At 51.1% G+C, this 17,659-nt stretch carries 17 protein-coding genes, 1 tRNA gene, 1 other RNA gene and 1 riboswitch; of the genes, 18 read left to right on the top strand and 1 reads right to left on the bottom strand.

Going from position 1 to position 17,659, the window contains the following annotated elements; genetic code table 11:
- The first annotated feature begins 42 nt into the window (after positions 1 to 42).
- From gatA to AB1552_08700, 18 genes are all read left to right on the top strand, one after another.
- The gene (gene gatA / locus AB1552_08785; protein MEW6053865.1) at positions 43 to 1,506 is read left to right on the top strand and encodes an Asp-tRNA(Asn)/Glu-tRNA(Gln) amidotransferase subunit GatA; all 1,464 of its coding nucleotides are present in this window, start codon (positions 43 to 45) and stop codon (positions 1,504 to 1,506) included.
- A complete protein-coding gene (gene gatB, locus AB1552_08780; protein ID MEW6053864.1) occupies positions 1,503 to 2,984 on the top strand; it encodes an Asp-tRNA(Asn)/Glu-tRNA(Gln) amidotransferase subunit GatB in 1,482 nt (493 codons plus the stop codon). The genes gatA and gatB overlap by 4 nt, the downstream gene beginning before the upstream one ends.
- A gap of 258 nt (positions 2,985 to 3,242) precedes the next feature.
- Positions 3,243 to 3,333 (top strand) — tRNA-Ser (locus tag AB1552_08775).
- A 20-nt stretch (positions 3,334 to 3,353) separates the two neighbouring features.
- Positions 3,354 to 3,451, top strand: an RNA gene (gene ffs / locus AB1552_08770) — signal recognition particle sRNA small type.
- Between the two features lie 25 nt (positions 3,452 to 3,476).
- Positions 3,477 to 5,150, top strand: coding sequence for a DNA polymerase III subunit gamma/tau (gene dnaX, locus AB1552_08765; GenBank protein ID MEW6053863.1), 1,674 nt, complete (start codon positions 3,477 to 3,479; stop codon positions 5,148 to 5,150).
- Positions 5,151 to 5,209: 59 nt separating this feature from the next.
- Positions 5,210 to 5,545 carry a YbaB/EbfC family nucleoid-associated protein gene (locus AB1552_08760; protein ID MEW6053862.1) on the top strand — a complete coding sequence of 112 codons (336 nt, stop codon included), beginning with the start codon at positions 5,210 to 5,212 and terminating at the stop codon, positions 5,543 to 5,545.
- Positions 5,546 to 5,591: 46 nt separating this feature from the next.
- The gene (locus AB1552_08755) at positions 5,592 to 5,897 is read left to right on the top strand and encodes an HNH endonuclease (protein MEW6053861.1); all 306 of its coding nucleotides are present in this window, start codon (positions 5,592 to 5,594) and stop codon (positions 5,895 to 5,897) included.
- Positions 5,898 to 5,905: 8 nt separating this feature from the next.
- Positions 5,906 to 7,300: a tRNA lysidine(34) synthetase TilS gene (gene tilS, locus AB1552_08750; GenBank protein MEW6053860.1), complete on the top strand. Its 1,395-nt coding sequence runs from the start codon at positions 5,906 to 5,908 to the stop codon at positions 7,298 to 7,300.
- A 97-nt stretch (positions 7,301 to 7,397) separates the two neighbouring features.
- Positions 7,398 to 8,819: a glutamate--tRNA ligase gene (gene gltX / locus AB1552_08745; protein ID MEW6053859.1), complete on the top strand. Its 1,422-nt coding sequence runs from the start codon at positions 7,398 to 7,400 to the stop codon at positions 8,817 to 8,819.
- The gene (locus AB1552_08740) at positions 8,816 to 10,552 is read left to right on the top strand and encodes a glutamine--tRNA ligase/YqeY domain fusion protein (protein ID MEW6053858.1); all 1,737 of its coding nucleotides are present in this window, start codon (positions 8,816 to 8,818) and stop codon (positions 10,550 to 10,552) included. The genes gltX and AB1552_08740 overlap by 4 nt, the downstream gene beginning before the upstream one ends.
- Before the next feature lie 103 nt (positions 10,553 to 10,655).
- A complete protein-coding gene (locus tag AB1552_08735) occupies positions 10,656 to 11,651 on the top strand; it encodes an NAD(P)H-dependent glycerol-3-phosphate dehydrogenase (protein MEW6053857.1) in 996 nt (331 codons plus the stop codon).
- Between the two features lie 36 nt (positions 11,652 to 11,687).
- Positions 11,688 to 12,431: a nickel pincer cofactor biosynthesis protein LarB gene (larB, locus tag AB1552_08730; protein ID MEW6053856.1), complete on the top strand. Its 744-nt coding sequence runs from the start codon at positions 11,688 to 11,690 to the stop codon at positions 12,429 to 12,431.
- Between the two features lie 78 nt (positions 12,432 to 12,509).
- A riboswitch (TPP riboswitch) is annotated at positions 12,510 to 12,622 on the top strand.
- Positions 12,623 to 12,650: 28 nt separating this feature from the next.
- Positions 12,651 to 12,851, top strand: coding sequence for a sulfur carrier protein ThiS (gene thiS, locus AB1552_08725; GenBank protein ID MEW6053855.1), 201 nt, complete (start codon positions 12,651 to 12,653; stop codon positions 12,849 to 12,851).
- A gap of 81 nt (positions 12,852 to 12,932) precedes the next feature.
- Positions 12,933 to 13,703, top strand: a complete 771-nt coding sequence (locus AB1552_08720; GenBank protein MEW6053854.1) for a thiazole synthase — start codon at positions 12,933 to 12,935, stop codon at positions 13,701 to 13,703.
- The gene (thiE, locus tag AB1552_08715; protein ID MEW6053853.1) at positions 13,700 to 14,401 is read left to right on the top strand and encodes a thiamine phosphate synthase; all 702 of its coding nucleotides are present in this window, start codon (positions 13,700 to 13,702) and stop codon (positions 14,399 to 14,401) included. Before AB1552_08720 ends, thiE begins: the two co-directional genes overlap by 4 nt.
- Positions 14,398 to 15,711, top strand: a complete 1,314-nt coding sequence (thiC, locus tag AB1552_08710) for a phosphomethylpyrimidine synthase ThiC (GenBank protein ID MEW6053852.1) — start codon at positions 14,398 to 14,400, stop codon at positions 15,709 to 15,711. Before thiE ends, thiC begins: the two co-directional genes overlap by 4 nt.
- Positions 15,680 to 16,441 (top strand): bifunctional hydroxymethylpyrimidine kinase/phosphomethylpyrimidine kinase, encoded by a 762-nt coding sequence (gene thiD / locus AB1552_08705; protein MEW6053851.1) that lies wholly within the window; start codon positions 15,680 to 15,682, stop codon positions 16,439 to 16,441. Before thiC ends, thiD begins: the two co-directional genes overlap by 32 nt.
- Entirely contained in the window at positions 16,438 to 16,686 is a 249-nt protein-coding gene (locus AB1552_08700; GenBank protein ID MEW6053850.1) for a DUF1232 domain-containing protein, read from the top strand. Before thiD ends, AB1552_08700 begins: the two co-directional genes overlap by 4 nt.
- A gap of 15 nt (positions 16,687 to 16,701) precedes the next feature.
- Here AB1552_08700 and AB1552_08695 read toward each other — a convergent pair whose 3' ends face one another.
- Complete coding sequence (locus AB1552_08695) at positions 16,702 to 17,424, bottom strand: response regulator (GenBank protein MEW6053849.1); 723 nt, start codon at positions 17,422 to 17,424, stop codon at positions 16,702 to 16,704.
- Between the last annotated feature and the right edge of the window lie 235 nt (positions 17,425 to 17,659).

Genomic DNA, 17,659 nt, shown 5'->3' with positions numbered 1-17,659 from the left:
TATAATAGCAAGATCAAAAATAACCTTTCAAGGAAGACAGGTATGCATGAGGCGTGCACACTTACTATCACTGAACTGAAGGATCTGCTCGACAGGAAGGAAATATCGGTTCCCGATATTGTTGCTTCCGTCTACAGGAGAATCGATACTGTTGAAGACCGGGTCCGTGCGTTCGTTACCCTCACAAGAGAAAAAGCGATGGAAACGGCACAAAAAGCCCAGGACGCGATTCAGTCCGGGGCACTGAACAGCAAACAGCTGACAGGCATTCCCCTTGCCATCAAAGACAACATGTGTACAAAAGGCATACCAACAACATGCGCATCGAAAATACTGCATACGTTTGTCCCTCCCTACGAAAGCACGGCAACATCACGGCTTGCCGGGGAAGGGTACATCCTGATCGGGAAGACGAACATGGATGAGTTCGCGATGGGCTCATCAACAGAAAATTCCGGTCTGCATGTGACAAAGAACCCGTGGGACCCTGAGAGGATTCCGGGAGGGTCGAGCGGCGGTTCTGCGGCAGCAGTCGCAGCTGACGAATGCATCGCGGCACTCGGATCGGATACAGGTGGATCGATCAGGCAGCCTGCAGCGCTATGCGGGGTTGTCGGCATGAAACCGACCTATGGACGCGTTTCACGGTATGGTCTCGTTGCCTTTGCATCCTCACTCGACCAGATCGGCCCGATTACAAAGAATGTCAGGGATTCAGCGGTGTTAATGAACATCATCTCCGGTCATGACCCCTGTGACTCAACGTCTGCTCCCGTCCCGGTCCCGGATTTTACCGCAGTCCTCGGAAAGGATATCAGGGGAATGAAGATCGGGATACCTGAAGAATATTTTATTGACGGGATGGACAGGGAAGTTGAAGAAGCTGTCAGGGAAGCGGTAAAGCAGCTCGAATCGCTCGGGGCTGTTCCCGTGAAGGTATCATTGCCGCATACCGGATATGCCGTGGCAACGTATTACGTCCTTGCGATGTCAGAGGCTTCATCGAATCTTGCACGCTACGACGGGGTAAAATACGGTCTCCGGTCTGAAGGGAAAGACCTCATGGAGATGTACATGAATACAAGGGCAGAGGGTTTCGGCGCAGAGGTAAAAAGAAGGATAATGCTCGGCACATACGCACTGTCATCAGGATATTATGACGCCTATTACAGGAAGGCGCAGCAGGTGAGGACGCGCATAAAAGATGATTTCGGGGCTGTCTTCAGGGATGTCGATGCAATCGTGACCCCGACAACCCCTACCGCTGCATTCAGAATCGGCGAAAAGACCTCTGACCCCCTCCAGATGTACCTGTCCGACATTTTCACGATATCGGTGAATCTTGCGGGGGTACCCGCCATCTCCATTCCGTGCGGATTCACCTCAGACAATCTGCCGGTAGGGCTCCAGTTTATCGGGAAGCATTTTGACGAGGAGTCCATCATAAAGCTTGCCTTTGCCTATGAGCAGAGCACCGTCTGGCACAGGAGAAAGCCTTCCCTATGAAATATGAAACAATAATCGGCCTCGAAGTGCATGCGCAGATGCTCACCGCCACCAAAATCTTCTGCGGATGTCCTACTGCATTCGGCGCCGGGCCGAATACCCAGACCTGCCCTGTATGCATCGGGATGCCGGGCGTGCTTCCCGTGCTGAACAGAAAGGCGCTTGAATTCGCGATCAGGACCGGACTTGCCACACACTGCAGAATATCGCCGTACAGCAGGTTCGCGAGGAAGAATTACTTTTATCCCGACCTTCCGAAAGGATATCAGATAAGCCAGTACGAGTTGCCGATTTGTGAGGACGGGCATGTCAAAATAATCGCAGACGGGAAATCCAGGAGAATCGGCATCACGCGGATTCATATGGAAGAGGATGCAGGAAAAAACATTCATGAAGGCGCCGGCAATTACAGCTTTGTCGATCTGAACAGGGCCGGGGTTCCCCTGATGGAAATCGTGTCCGAGCCTGATATCAGGAGTCCTCTGGAAGCTGTCGAATACATGAAAAAACTCAGGGCCATCCTCAGGTACCTTGGGGTTTGCGACGGAAATATGGAGCAGGGTTCGCTGCGGTGTGACGCAAATATATCCCTCCGCCCGGCCGGTCAGAAAGAGCTGGGAGTGAAGGCAGAGATCAAGAACATCAATTCGTTCAGGTTTGTGGAAAAGGCGCTTGACTATGAAATCAAACGACAGATAAAGGTTCTGGACAGCGGCGGCAGGATCTTGCAGGAAACAAGGCTGTGGGACTCGGCGAGAGGTATCACGGAATCGATGCGCGGAAAGGAAGAAGCGCATGATTACCGGTACTTTCCCGAACCCGATCTTGTCCCTATTACGGTAAATCAGCAATGGATCGAGGAGATAAGGTCGGCCCTCCCCGAACTCCCGGATGTAAAAAGAGCGCGCTTTGTCTCATTTTATGGTCTTTCTGAATACGATACTGATTTCCTTATATCAGAAAAACCACTTGCAGATTTGTTTGAAGAGACAGTGAAACTCGGAGGTCAACCAAAAGCTGTTTCTAATTTGATAACGGGTGACCTATTAAGACTATTAAATGCAGAAAATAAATCAATTGAAGAGTGTCCTTTAAAGCCTAAACAGCTTGTTGGCATACTCAACTTAATAGAAAATAAAATAATTAGCTGGACAATGGCTAAAACTGTTTTAGATGAGATGTATAGAACAACAGCTGAAAATATAGGAATAGCTAAGTTGGAACTACCAGCATTGGAAATAACTGCAGACGCAATTGTAAAAGAAAAGGGTTTAGTACAGATAAGCGATACGGGAGAGATAGAAAAGGCGGTTGACGATGTGATTGCAAAAAATCCAAAAGAGGCAGAAAGGTTTAAGTCAGGAGAAGAAAAACTGATAGGCTTCTTTGTCGGCCAGGTGATGAAACTGATGAAAGGCAAGGCAAATCCCCAGATGGTCAACGATCTGCTCAGGAAAAAGCTTTCGTCGCAGCCTTGATTTTATCGCAGCCTTTTCATTAACGTATTAGATACGCTCAAATCCACTGATAAGAACGGGCATTGCGAGTGTATCGGAGTAATCTTGCCTTCTCATGTGAGATTGCCACGTCCCGAATGCTTTCGGAACTCGCAATGAACTGGGTATCAGACGTGTGAGTTCCTTACCGCTGGATTTGGGATACTGCAGACAGTGTCCTGTTATTTATTCGCGTTCTGACTGTTGACTGTGTACTATTGACATATAACTGAAGTGTATGGAGAGATGTCCGAGAGGCCGAAGGAGCACGACTGGAAATCGTGTGTACGCTAAACCCGTACCGTGGGTTCGACTCCCACTCTCTCCGCCATCCTGTCTTTCTGCAGCCTGGGGACGGCCCTTCGCAGCAGGTGGATGTGAATCCCGTCAGATCCGGGAGGAAGCAGCGGTAAGCATTTTTCCTGGGTGCCGGAGACAGCCGTTCCCAGGCTGAAGAGGGACAGGGGAGAAGATATGAGCTATTTGGTCCTTGCAAGAAAATGGAGACCCCAGGTATTCGATGATCTCATTGGTCAGGAACCTATCACGCGTGTCCTGAAAAATTCCATTGATCAGGGGAGAATCGCCCATGCATACCTGTTCTCCGGACCACGGGGAGTCGGAAAGACTTCAACTGCACGGATACTCGCAAAGGCGCTGAACTGCAAGGATGGCCCGACATCTGCTCCGTGCGGCGCATGCTCGTTCTGCACCTCAATTACAGACGGCTCTTCTGTTGATGTCATCGAGATCGACGGGGCTTCAAACAACAGTGTAAATGATATACGGGATCTCAGGGAGAGGGTCAAATATGTCCCTTCCGGAGGAAGGTACAAGGTATATATTATTGACGAAACGCATATGCTGTCAGATGCAGCATTCAATGCATTGCTGAAGACCCTCGAGGAACCTCCCCCTCACGTTGTGTTCGTTCTGGCAACAACTGCGCCGCGCAAGATCCCGTCGACAGTGCTTTCCCGCTGCCAGCACCTTCCCTTCAGGAGGATACACAGCTCCCGGATTAAGGAAAGACTGAAAAGAATCGCGGAATCCGAAGGAATAACCATTACCGGTCCGGCTATCGAGATGGTCGCCCGGGCCGCAGACGGCAGTCTCAGGGATTCACTCACAATACTCGACCAGATAATCTCCTTCTCTTCAGATATCAGCGAAACAGAGGTGAAGGACCTGCTCGGCATTACTGACTTCAGTCTTCTTGCTCAGCTCTCACTGGCACTCATTGAGGGTAAAAGGGAGGAAATCATCACCATTACAGGCGAACTCATAGAAAAAGGAACCGATATCAGGTCATTTACAAGGGAACTCATCCAGTTCCTCAGGAACATGCTGGTGGTCAGCATTGTCAGGAAACCGGATGAGGTGCTGGATCTGGGCACAGAGGAAATAGACACTATCCGGAAAATTCTTGCCACGACATCCGAAGACCATCTGACCCTGCTGCTTGCCGAACTGCTGAGGGCAGAGGTTGACATCAGGAACGCCTCGTCGTCACGTCTTGCCTTCGAAATGCTGCTTTTAAAGGCAAGTTTTCTCAGGGAAATGACACCGCTCAAGGAGATACTCGAAAACCTGAATGAATATCTGCAACCCGGGTCAGGCACAAGGAAGCCGCCCGGAGATCCCTCAGGGGCAAAAAAAAAGGCTGATGCAGCTCCAGCTCCTGCCGGAAAAGAGCCGGTGACCAGGGAGACAGCGCAGGCTGAACAACCCGGGAACATCCCCTTGTCCGGCCGGGACACAAACGCAACAGCGACTGATGCGCCATGTCACGTATCCCTTACCGATGAGATATGGGAAAGGGTAGTGAAAAAAATGGATCCGCCTCTTGCCTCAAAACTTTCGATGGCAGGGTGCAGCCTTCAGGGGAGCAAACTGGTGCTTACGCTGAACGGCGGATATGCAGTTTTTTCCGATTCGCTGAAAAAAAATAAAAAACGGATCGAACAGCTTGTCTCTGAAGAAATCGGGACACAGGTCACACTGAGTATTGAAACAGAAGGCAAAAAAACCATCAGGAAAAAGGATCTCAAGGAAGAGGCGATGGCTGATCCGGTAATTAAAGAGGTCCTCCATCTTTTCGACGGCAGAATCGTTGATGTTGGACCGATAACAGACGGAACAAAATAGAGTATCCCCGTGAATCCTGCTTTTTTGTGTGGGATTGTCAGGGGTGAACGGAGGATGACATGTCAAAGAAAATGCTCGGCGATATCATGCGTGAGGCGCAAAAGCTTCAGGCTAAAATGGCAGAGATGCAGGAAGAGGCAAAGAAAAAAACCGTTGAGGCAACTGCCGGCGGCGGCATGGTAAGCGTGGTGGCAAGCGGGGCCGGCGAGATTGTCTCGATAAAGATTGAAAAGGACGTGGTCAATCCGGAGGATCTCGAAATGCTTCAGGATCTCGTCATGGCAGCCGTCAATGAGGCGCTGCGGCGTGCTCAGGAGATGGTGAACAGCGAGATGTCCAAACTTACGGGAGGACTGCAGATGCCCGGGCTCGGCAACCTGGGGAAACTCTTTTAGCTGACCTCATCAGAAATGCTTCATGCAGGGTTGCAGGACTGATTCCATGGGATCGTTTATTTCCTCTGTCACCGAGGAAGAGATTAAGAAAGAAAAATTGCTGGCACAGCGTTTAAGGAAAACGCAGTGGTGGAAACGGAAATGTGCCGGGGGGATATGCTATTTCTGCCGGAAAAAATTTCATCCCCGGGAACTCACCATGGAGCATGTGGTGCCGATAATCCGCGGAGGCAAATCCTCCAAAGGGAATGTTGTCCCCGCCTGCAAGGAATGCAACAACAAAAAAAAATATCTCCTCCCGATCGAGTGGGAGGAATACCTCAGAGAATTGCATAACGACACCTGGTGTTAACAGTGCGTATGCCGGCCCTCGCCAATAAGATCACTGCGACCATAAAGAAATTCTCCATGCTTTCAGGCGGAGAAACCGTCCTCGCAGGGCTTTCTGGCGGTCCCGATTCTGTATGCATGCTCCATATTCTGAACGGCCTCAGGGAGCGGTACAAGCTCACATTGCATGCGGTATACATTGACCACGGCTTAAGGCCGGGTGAGACAGTGCAAGAGAGAGAGTTCTGCAAAAAACTCTGCGATTCGCTCAACCTGCAGTTTGTTGCAAAATCCGTCGAGGTAAAATCATTCGCAAAAACTCAGGGGCTCAACATGCAGGAAGCCGCCCGGCAGCTGCGGTATGCAACATACGATGAGACCGCATATGAACTCAGGGCAGACAGAATCTCTCTGGGACACACGGCAGATGACCAGGCAGAGACACTCCTGATGCGCCTGCTGAGGGGAGCTGGTCCGACAGGACTTGCGGGAATTCCCCCGGTCCGGAAAAGCATCATCCGGCCGCTGATTGACGTCGAAAGGAAAGAGGTGGAAGAATTTCTGGACCAGCAGGGCATAGAGTATGTCATCGACTCTTCGAACCTCAGGAGCGACTACCTGCGGAACAGAATACGCCTCTCGCTCCTTCCCGTCATCAGGGAATTCAATCAGGATATAATCAGCACTCTTGCAAAAACTGCTGCCATATTCAGGGATGAAGAGAGGTACTTTGAGATTATCGTCACCAAAACACTGATGAAACTCATCAGCAGGAAGACGGCCTCGCGAATTGAGCTTTTCCTTGCGCCATTCGAGATCATGGATACGGCAATCATGAGGCGGGTACTGCGCAGGGCCGTAGATGAAACAAGGAGCCTGAGGGGCATAAGCTTCATCCATATCGAAGACATGGTTGAGATGATAAAGCATGGAAATCCCGGTGACAGGCTTTATCTGCCCGGAGGCATCAGGGCGATAAAGGAATACTCGATGCTTGTGCTGACATCCGAACCCCCTGCCAGACTGGATACCTATCCCCTGACAATCCCGGGAGAAACCATACTGAAAGAGGCTGGCATCCTTCTTGATGCCTCCACGGAAAAAGATGTGCAGGAAATGTCTGCCCGTCAGGGGCTCTGGTCGTCTTTCGGCATCTTTGATCTCGACAGACTGGCCCTCCCCCTGACAGCGAGGCCGAGAAAAAACGGCGATTTTTTCTACCCCGCAGGGTTCGGGAAGAGGAAGAAGCTGCAGGACTTTTTTGTCGATATGAAAATCCCGAGAGACGAGCGTGACAGGGTTCCCCTCGTGGTATCCGGGGAGGATATCATCTGGGTTGTCGGTTACCGGGGAGACGAGCGGTTCAGGGCAACAGAAAAAACCGCAAATGTACTGACCTTTGAGGTAAAGAGAATCAGGGATTAGTCCTTTCACACGTATATCACCGGGCCGGCAAAACAGCACGGGTATCGATTATAATCTATGCAGCAGTAATACTCAGTTACACGGCGGAGGATTAACTGTGTTCAATAGCGTGAGAGTTCGTTTTGCACCAAGTCCCACAGGGCATCTTCATGTGGGCGGGGCAAGGACTGCCCTCTTCAACTGGCTTTTTGCACGGCATAACAAAGGCACTTTTATCATAAGAATCGAAGATACGGACAGGACACGCTCGACCGACGAATACATCGATTCGATTCTTGAGGGGATGAAGTGGCTTGCGCTCGACTGGGATGAGGGCCCGTACAGACAGACTGAACGGTTTGATGTCTACCGCCTGTATTGTGAAAAGCTCCTGAAGGAGGGAAACGCATACCACTGTTACTGCACCCCGGAAGAACTCGAACAGAGAAGGCAGGATGCACTGGCTCAGGGGCAGTCGCCGAAATATGACGGCCGGTGCAGGCACCTGCAGGAACCGGTGCCCGGGAGGACCCCGGCGGTCCGCTTCCGCATGCCGCAGGAGGGAGAGACTGTTGTGGAAGACATGATAAAGGGCACGGCAGTGTTCGAAAACACCCATCTTGACGATCTTATCATTATGCGGTCTGATGGTACCCCTACCTACAATTTTACGGTGGTCGTCGATGACGTTGACATGAAAATCACCCATGTCATTAGGGGGGACGACCATCTGAACAATACCCCGAAACAGATCCATATCTACAGGGCACTCGGCTACGGGATTCCTTCATTTGCGCATCTCCCGATGATCCTTGGATCTGATAAGGCACGTTTGAGCAAACGGCATGGGGCGACATCGGTCATCGCGTACAGGGATTCGGGGTATCTGCCGGATGCGCTCGTCAATTATCTTGTGCGGCTCGGCTGGTCTTACGGCGATCAGGAGGTGTTCTCAAGGGAAGAACTGATCAGCCATTTCTCGTTCGAAAATGTCGGGAAATCCTCGGCGGTATTCAATCCCGAAAAGCTCCTGTGGCTCAACAGCCAGTATATAATGAATTCCTCACCTGAAAAACTGTCAACGCTTGTAACGCCGTTCCTCATAAGAGAACACATTATCGAAGAGGGACAGGACATGGAGGCACAATGGCTTTCAAGGGCGGTGAATACTCTCAGGGAACGCGCAAAGACGTTGACAGAACTCGCAGATTCATTGAGGTATTATATTGCGGATGACATTGAGTATAATGAAAAAGCCCGGACAAAATTCCTGAACGAGAAATATCTTGCGAATCTGGTTCAGATAAGGGAATCTCTCGCGGCCCTGGATTATTTTACCGCGCAGGAAATAGAAAAGGCGTTCGTGTCAACCGGGGAAAAGCTGGATACGAAACTCGGGAATATTGCGCAGCCTGTGAGGGTTGCGGTGACCGGCAGGACAGAAAGTCCCGGAATATTTGAAGTCCTTGAGATACTCGGCAAGGAAAAAACCCTGCGGAGACTCGAGAAAGCAATAAAGGAGATACGCATCAGGACATGAAAAAGGCCAACGGAACAACGGATCAGAAAGAAACAGATCCACTCCCGCCGGACATATCACAACCCTCTGATTTCATCAGGGACATCGTAAAACAGGACCTCGAAACCGGCATCTACGGCAGAAGGGTACACACCCGCTTTCCCCCCGAGCCGAACGGGTATCTGCATATCGGACATGCAAAGTCAATCTGCCTCAACTTCGGGATCGCGGCAGAGTTCGGGGGACTCTGCAACCTGAGATTCGATGACACCAATCCGACAAAGGAAGAGGCGGAATATGTCGAATCGATCATAGAGGATGTCAGATGGCTGGGGTTTGACTGGGGTGAAAGGATATATTACGCATCCGACTATTTCGAGCAACTGTATGAGTATGCCGTTCAGCTGATAAAAAAAGGCAGGGCATATGTCTGCGACCTGACCCCAGAGCAAATGAGGGACTACCGGGGAACACTTACGGAACCCGGCAGGGAAAGCCCCTATCGCTATCGGCCGATAGAAGAAAACCTCGATCTGTTCGCGCGCATGAGAGCCGGTGAATTCGACGACGGCACACGGACCCTCAGGGCTAAAATCGACATGACGTCCGGGAATATCAATATGAGGGACCCTGTACTCTACCGCATTCTTAAAGCCCGGCACCACAGGACCGGCGACCAATGGTGCATATATCCCATGTACGACTTCGCCCACGGCTTTTCTGATTCGATCGAGGGGATCACGCATTCGATCTGCACACTCGAATTTGAGGACCACCGGCCTCTGTACGACTGGTTTCTGACTGAGCTTGAGGTCTATCACCCGAAGCAGATCGAGTTTGCCCGGCTTAATCTCAGCTATACCATATTAAGCAAGCGGAAGCTTAACGAGCTTGTGGGACACGGTTATGTAAACGGATGGGACGATCCCCGCATGCCCACATTGTCCGGAATGAGAAGGCGGGGATACACTCCCGCATCGATCAGGAACTTCTGCGAACGGATAGGTGTCGCCAAACGGGAAAGCGTTGTTGACGTGGCGCTTCTTGAATACTGCCTGCGCGAGGATCTGAATAAACATGTCCCGCGTGTAATGGCGGTACTCCGGCCTCTGAAAGTGGTCATCGAAAATTATCCGGAAGGGCTTGTTGAGGAACTCGATGCAATCAACAATCCTGAGGATCCCGCGATGGGTACGCGCAAAGTCCCGTTTTCGCGTATTCTCTACATTGAACAGGATGATTTCAGGGAAGATCCGCCAAAGCAGTTTTTCCGTCTCGCTCCCGGCCGCGAAGTGAGACTGCGGTATGCATATTTCATCAAATGCGTCAGCGTGGTAAAGGACGAGGTTACAGGGGAGATACGTGAACTGAGATGCATCTATGATCCGTCCACGCGCGGAGGAGACGCACCTGACGGGAGGAAAGTAAAGGCGACTCTCCATTGGGTTTCCGCAGCCCATGCCGTGGAAGCAGAGGTGCGCCTGTATGACCATCTTTTCGTGAAGGCTGATCCGGATGATATGGAAGAAGGGCAGGACTTCAAGTCCGCAATGAATCCTGAATCCCTGGTAGCGCTGCAGGGATGCCGTGCCGAACCATCGCTGGCGGATGCTGTTGCCGGAAACCGCTACCAGTTCGAGAGGCTCGGATATTTCTGTGCTGACCCGGATTCATCCGGTGGCAGACCTGTATTCAACCGGACGGTCACACTGAGGGATATATGGGCAAAAATAGAAAAATCAAAACAAGGGTAAATCACAGAAAACTGAATACAGGAGAATATATGGCATTCAGCAGGAATCCGCATATGGCTGCCACCCTTTGCGGTGCTCCGTGCACAAAGCACAACGTGAAGTCATGAGCTATATCTCTGTCATAGGTGCCGGCAGCTGGGGAACGACACTCGCGTATCTTCTCGCAGATAAAGGCTATGAAGTGACGCTCTGGGCTCACGACACAGGCCTTGCGGATGAAATCAATGCCACACGGGTAAACAGTCTCTACCTGCCGGACTTCAGACTGCCGGATGAAATCAGGGCTGTGAGCAATCTGAAAGACGCCCTGAACAAATCCCGCTATATCATCAATGCGGTTCCTGCCCAGTACACACGTGCGGTATTCAGGGAAGCTGTGCAGAATATCGGCAAAGAGTCGGTCATCATCAGCGTGTCAAAGGGTATCGAACGGGGCACTCTCCTCACAGTCTCCTCCATACTGAAAGAGCTGTCTGATCATCCCGTTGCGGTCCTCTCGGGTCCGAGTTTTGCAAAAGAGGTGATAAAGAAATCACCCACCGCAGTAACGGTGGCAACAGATCAGAACAATACCGGCATCATTCTGCAGGAAATATTCAATACAAACAGTTTCAGAGTATACACCCATGATGATATCATCGGCGTCGAAATAGGAGGCGCCCTGAAAAATGTTATGGCGATTGCGGCGGGGATATCCGACAGTCTTGGGTTTGGCAACAACGCCCGCGCATCCCTCATTACGAGGGGGCTCGCCGAGATGACGAGGCTGGGACTGGCAATGGGAGCGAAGGAAAGGACATTCTCGGGACTCAGCGGGATCGGAGATCTTGTGCTCACCTGTACAAGTCCTCTTTCGAGAAATTACACGGTCGGGATGAAACTCGGTCAGGGCATGAAACTCAGAGAAATCCTGAGCCAGACACACAGCGTTGCGGAAGGGGTTGCGACCGCAGAGTCTGCGTATGCATTGTCCTTGAAATACTGGGTCGAAATGCCGATCATCGAGCAGATCTACAAAGTCCTTCATGAAGAAAAGGATCCGTTTTTCGCTGCAAAGGATCTGCTTGAACGCTCGCTGAAATCCGAGTTTTATGGGTAACCGCACTGCTTACCGGGCATAACTTCAGGTCCCGCGATGGATAACAGGAAAATCAGAAAACTTCTCGACTCGGTCAGTTCAGGGAAGATAAGCCCTGAGAAAGCGCTTGACCGGTTAAGGCATCTCCCGTATGAAGACATATCCATCGCGAAGATCGACCATCACAGGCATTTGAGGCAGGGGATACCGGAAGTGGTCTTTGCAACCGGGAAAAAACCGTCTGACGTGGCAGCGATTGCCCGGACGATATACAAAAAAAACGGCAGATTGCTGATCACGAAGGCCACACGAGAGATCTTCGGCATGCTGAAGATAAGAAAAGCATCGTTTCATCCCTCATCAGGGGTGATAGAAGTCAATGGCAGCAGGGAAGAAAGGGGACATATCCTCATCATCTCGGCAGGCACATCGGATATCCCTGTTGCGGAAGAAGCTGCGGTAACCTCGTCTTTTCTCGGAAACAGGACCGAAACCGTGTTCGACGTGGGAGTCGCAGGGATTCACCGGCTTATTGATGCAAGGAAATCGCTTGATTCGGCAAAGGTCATTATCGTTGTTGCAGGGATGGAAGGCGCGCTTCCTTCTGTTGTGGGAGGGCTTGTTGACAAGCCTATTGTTGCGGTGCCTACTTCTGTTGGCTACGGGACCAATCTCGGGGGACTGACCGCACTCTTTGCAATGCTCAATTCCTGCGTCCCGGGAATCGCGGTAATGAATATCGATAACGGGTTCGGCGCCGGCTGCCTCGCGCATAAAATCAACCTTATTGCTGCCGGATAACCCTTATGGACTTTCATGGTTTTTTTCACCGATTATTATCGTTGTTTGACATTCCCTGACGCTTGAATTATACTTAATTCAGTACCCTGGGGGAGGCTTAAACGCCTGAGAGTTTCCTGATTTGCATGAGGAAAGACCCCTTGAACCTGAGACGGGTAATGCCGGCGTAGGGAATGGGAAGGATGCCGTATCCTTCAGGGGATACGGTTTTTTGTTTTTATGCGGCTTACGGTCAACGGTGAGATATTTGAATCAGCAGACGCAGGAACGATAGCACGGCTTCTCCATGAGCTCGGTATCGAACCGGGGCGTGTTGCGGTTGAGGTGAACTATTCGATCATAAAGAAAGCAGACTATTCTACATTCAGCCTCAATGAAGGGGATAAGGTTGAGATCGTCAATTTTGTGGGAGGTGGCTGAAACAGGCTGCGCGATCAGTAATTCAGGCGATATGATGTTATATGTACCTGAATATGGTGAAAAAAGAAAGGAAGCAAACACATGGATGACAAGCTGATAATCAAAGGCATAGAATTCCGGTCACGGCTCTGGGTAGGGACAGGCAAGTACAGGGACTTTGAGGAGACAAAAAAAGCGGTCGAGGCCTCGGGAAGTGATGTCGTTACGGTAGCGGTCAGGAGGGTAAATATTACGGACAGGAAAACAGAAAATCTCCTTGACTATCTCGATCCGAAAAAATACAAGATACTGCCGAATACCGCCGGATGCTATACAGTAGACGACGCTGTCAGGTACGCAAGGCTTGCGAGAGAGGCCGGCATTTCTGACCTCATTAAACTTGAGGTTATCGGAGATGAAAAAACCCTATTCCCTGATACCTGGGGGCTCCTGAAAGCCACCGAGATTCTTGTCCGCGAAGGTTTCATCGTTCTGCCCTATACCAATGATGACCCTATCATGGCAAAGAGGCTTGAGGATGCAGGCGCAGCAGCAGTCATGCCCCTTGGTGCTCCCATCGGTTCAGGTCTCGGCATCCGCAATCCATACAACATAAAGATAATCATGGAAACCGTGAATACTCCGGTAATCGTTGACGCAGGTGTCGGCACCGCATCCGATGCAACCGTTGCCATGGAACTCGGGTGCGATGCGGTACTGATAAACACCGGAATAGCCGGTGCAAAAGATCCGATCGCAATGGCAGAGGCGATGAAACATGCGGTCATTGCAGGGAGGCTTGCATACAGAGCAGGCAGGATTCCCAGGAAGCTGTACGCTACAGCGAGCAGTCCCATTGAAGGTATGCTGTGAAGACATATAGCAGTAAAGCAGAAGCCGCGCATCGGATTGCCGAGAGGGCACCTCAACTGCTCAGGACAAAAAATACTCCCCTCGATTTCAGGCTGTATCTTATTACCAACAGAAAACTGTTCAGCGCACAGTGCTCAATGTACTTTGCACTCGAAACCGCGCTCGAGGCAGGTGTTCGGTGTATCCAGTTGCGGGAAAGGGACTTGTCAGGGAGAGAACTCTTGGACATGGCGGTCTGGATACGAGACCTTACACGGGAATACAGGGCACGGCTGTTTATTAACGACCGGGTTGACATCGCGCTTTCAGTCGATGCTGATGGCGTGCATCTCGGTCAGCACAGCATGCCTGTCCGGGCTGCCAGAAAGATAGCAGGCGACCGGCTCCTGATAGGGGTCTCCACTCACCGCATCGATGAAGCCGAAGGCGCAGAGAGAGACGGGGCAGATTTCATCACTTTCGGACCGGTGTTTAAAACCGCATCCAAGGAAAAATACGGGAAGCCCCTTGGAACCGAGATCATCAGTGAGATCAAATCCCGCACATCCCTGCCGGTTTTTGCGATCGGCGGGATTACGCCTGACAGGGCAGAAGAAGTGAGAGATGCAGGGGCTGACGGAATCGCCCTGATATCCGCAATCCTCACATCAGCCGATATCAGGAAAACAACAAAAGAATTTCTGAAGGTGCTGAAATGACCAGAATCGAAACAGCAAAAAAAGGCATCATTACTGACGAGATCAAAGAGGCAGCCCTCTCCGAAGGAATAGCCCCTGAAAGGCTCGCCGGTGACATTGCGGAAGGACTGACTGTTATTCCGAGAAACATACTTCATGATATCAGACCTACCGGTATCGGCAAAGGGCTCAGGACCAAGGTCAACGCAAATATCGGCACGTCAAAAGACAAGGTTTCTTTTGATGACGAGCTGAAGAAACTCGATCTCCTCGTTCAGTTTGGTGCAGATGCTGTCATGGATCTTTCTACCGGAGGCCCCATTCGGGACATGAGAAGGCTTCTTATGCAGAAATCACCCATTGCGGTCGGAACCGTTCCCATTTATGAAGCGGCTGTCGCAGCAGCCGAAACCTATGGCACAATCGCGAAGATGACGGTCGATGACCTTTTCCATGCCATCGAGAGGCATGCGGAAGAAGGCGTGGATTTCGTCACTGTTCACTCCGGGCTGACAAGAAGAGCAGTAGAAAGGCTGAGAGATGAAGGCAGGGTCCTTGATATTGTAAGCCGGGGCGGGTCGTTCCTGCTTGAATGGATGATTTATAACGACAGGGAAAACCCCCTGTTTGAGCATTTCGACAGGCTCATCGAGGTCTCAAGGAAATTCGACCTTACCCTCAGTCTCGGAGATGGTCTGCGGCCGGGATGTCTTGAGGATGCAACAGACAGGAGCCAGATCGAGGAACTGCTCACTATCGGAGAACTCAGGGACCGGGCGCTTGAATCAGGAGTGCAGGTAATCATTGAAGGCCCGGGGCATGTTCCGCTTAACCAGATCGAACTCAACATTAAAATCCAGAAAGAGATTTGCAAAGGCGCCCCTTTTTATGTTCTTGGGCCCCTGGTCACTGATATCGGCGTTGGTTACGACCATATCACTGCAGCCATAGGAGGCGCAATTGCCGGGGCTGCAGGAGCTGATTTTCTCTGCTATGTGACACCGGCAGAGCATGTCAGGCTTCCGGATCTTAATGATGTGAAGGAAGGCCTAATCGCTTCCAAAATTGCCGCGCATGCAGCAGACATTGCCAAAGGCGTTCCCGGGGCACGGGAGCGTGACCGCAACATGGCTCTGTACAGAAAAAAACTCGACTGGAAAGGGCAGATCGAACTGAGCCTCGATCCCGAAAAAATCCGCAGGCTGCGTTCCGAGGTTCCCCCTTCGGAACAGGATGTGTGCAGCATGTGCGGTGAGTTCTGCGCGATCAGGACAGTTGAGCGTGCGCTGAGGAAAAAGGATGAAAACAGTTCTGACCATCGCAGGCTCTGATCCCACCGGGGGTGCGGGGCTGCAGGCAGATCTGAAAGTATTCAGGGCATTCGGAATTCACGGCCTGTCTGTGGTTGCAGCCATTACAGCCCAGAACAGCACCTCTGTCGACGCAATCTTTCCTGTGGAAAAGGAGATATTCGAAAAGCAGCTGCATGTTCTCCTTGCCGATATCAGGCCTGACGGGATAAAAACAGGGATGATTTACAGCAGGTGGGTAGTTGATCTCATCGCAGATGCAGTCAGAAAATATTCCCTCGTCAATCTCGTGATCGACCCTGTTGCCGTCTCTTCATCCGGAAGAAGTCTCGTCGATGACGGAACCCTGGATGCGATCAGGGAAAAGCTTTTCCCTCTGGCGCGTCTGATATCCCCGAATATTTACGAGGCAGCGGTCATCACAGGCATTCCGATTGAAGACAGGAACAGCATTGAAGAAGCCGCAAGAGCTCTCAAGGACATGGGGCCTGAAACTGTCGTCATCACCGGTGGTCACCTCCGGGACATGGCGAATGATCTTTATTATGACGGTGGGTTTCATGACCTCGAAGACGAAAAAATTCACGGCGAATACCATGGCACCGGATGTGCCTTTTCGGCTGCCGCCACTGCTCTCCTTGCACTTGGCCACAGTCCCCTCGAAGCAGCACGGCGTGCGAAGGAGTTTGTCCATACCGCAATAAGGAAAGCGTATCATCCCGGCAGGGGGATGGGGTTGCTCAATATCTGACCCAGATTATTCATGAAGCGTGGAAGAGCAGAAGAGATGCACGGACACCGAGGGCGGCAAAATTCCTGCTGGCACTTGCAGTCGGATACACACTGTTTCCCTTTGACCTGATTCCGGACTTTATTCCCGTTATCGGTCACCTCGACGACCTTATCATCGTGCCGGCGCTGATCGTTCTGGCACTGAAAATGATACCCGAAGAGGTTATCAGGGAATGCAGGGCAAAAGAAAAAAATATCCGGTGACCGGTCACAGGAACGCTAAAGTTTCAGTTTCAGCATATCGAAAAAACGCAGCAGCGCCTTCTCGTTTTCAGAACTGATATGCATGAATTTCACCGCGATATTGATATACTGCGATGCGGCGTCCGTCTCTGCCGACTGAATTCTCACAACAACCCCGTGAATTCCTGCAATTTCTGCACTGCCCTCAGGTCTCAGGCTCATAACAATTCTTTCAAGTATCTGGGGGAAAATACCCTCTCTTTTGAATGTTCCCAGGAAGCCGCTCATGCTTATATCGATGAGTGCACCGTCCAGGCGGCGATCCTGAAAAGCAAGCGAGACGGGACTGTCCGAGACAAACCGCTCAGCTACCCTCCGGTCGAGCCGTGAGACCACTGAAATGACCCGGTGGACCAGTCCGACAACACTGAACGGTTTTATGAGATACGAAGTCGCCCCGGCCTGAAGTGCATCAACGAGAGAGGCCCTGTCGTTGCTGACGGTCACCATGATGAACGAAGTCTTCTTCAGTTCCGGATGTTCCCTCATCCACTTGAGCAATTCACTTCCGCTGATGCTCCTGCTTTCCCAGTCACACAGGATAAGGTCGTAATATCTGCTTTCCAGCTTCTCCCTTGCTTCCGTGTTGCTGCATGCTTCATCGATTTCGATTTTCGAAAAACTGTTTTCAAGGGCGTACCGGATAATTTCCCGGGCTTTGGCTGTTTCATCAACTATCAGGAGTCGTATCTTTTCCATAGATCTTCGAACACATCCTTTCAGGGGTCCTGCAACCCCAACCTGAAAACAGTACTTTTTGAAGCATTATATCACACCCGGACCTGTCTGCACTGAGGAACTGCTACCCGCGAATTGCATCACAAAAAATGTTACCGAAGTAAAGACTAGGGAGACATCGTTGACTCATAATGCATGTTACCGAAAAAACATGCATAGAAAGGGACTGCATTATGAGTTCAAACGCCAAAAGGGA

The organism is Nitrospirota bacterium, from assembly GCA_040754395.1.
Classification (GTDB): Bacteria; Nitrospirota; Thermodesulfovibrionia; order Thermodesulfovibrionales; family SM23-35; genus JBFMCL01.
This window is presented reverse-complemented; position numbering and strand designations above follow the sequence as displayed.

Excerpts from the sequence above, each read along its gene's own strand:
- gatA (MEW6053865.1), top strand. The coding sequence starts at position 43 with ATGCATGAGGCGTGCACACTTACTATCACTGAACTGAAGGATCTGCTC.
- gatB (MEW6053864.1), top strand. The coding sequence starts at position 1,503 with ATGAAATATGAAACAATAATCGGCCTCGAAGTGCATGCGCAGATGCTC.
- dnaX (MEW6053863.1), top strand. The coding sequence starts at position 3,477 with ATGAGCTATTTGGTCCTTGCAAGAAAATGGAGACCCCAGGTATTCGAT.
- AB1552_08760 (MEW6053862.1), top strand. The coding sequence starts at position 5,210 with ATGTCAAAGAAAATGCTCGGCGATATCATGCGTGAGGCGCAAAAGCTT.
- AB1552_08755 (MEW6053861.1), top strand. The coding sequence starts at position 5,592 with ATGGGATCGTTTATTTCCTCTGTCACCGAGGAAGAGATTAAGAAAGAA.
- tilS (MEW6053860.1), top strand. The coding sequence starts at position 5,906 with ATGCCGGCCCTCGCCAATAAGATCACTGCGACCATAAAGAAATTCTCC.
- AB1552_08740 (MEW6053858.1), top strand. The coding sequence starts at position 8,816 with ATGAAAAAGGCCAACGGAACAACGGATCAGAAAGAAACAGATCCACTC.
- AB1552_08735 (MEW6053857.1), top strand. The coding sequence starts at position 10,656 with ATGAGCTATATCTCTGTCATAGGTGCCGGCAGCTGGGGAACGACACTC.
- larB (MEW6053856.1), top strand. The coding sequence starts at position 11,688 with ATGGATAACAGGAAAATCAGAAAACTTCTCGACTCGGTCAGTTCAGGG.
- thiS (MEW6053855.1), top strand. The coding sequence starts at position 12,651 with ATGCGGCTTACGGTCAACGGTGAGATATTTGAATCAGCAGACGCAGGA.
- AB1552_08720 (MEW6053854.1), top strand. The coding sequence starts at position 12,933 with ATGGATGACAAGCTGATAATCAAAGGCATAGAATTCCGGTCACGGCTC.
- thiC (MEW6053852.1), top strand. The coding sequence starts at position 14,398 with ATGACCAGAATCGAAACAGCAAAAAAAGGCATCATTACTGACGAGATC.
- thiD (MEW6053851.1), top strand. The coding sequence starts at position 15,680 with ATGAAAACAGTTCTGACCATCGCAGGCTCTGATCCCACCGGGGGTGCG.
- AB1552_08695 (MEW6053849.1), bottom strand. The coding sequence starts at position 17,424 with ATGGAAAAGATACGACTCCTGATAGTTGATGAAACAGCCAAAGCCCGG.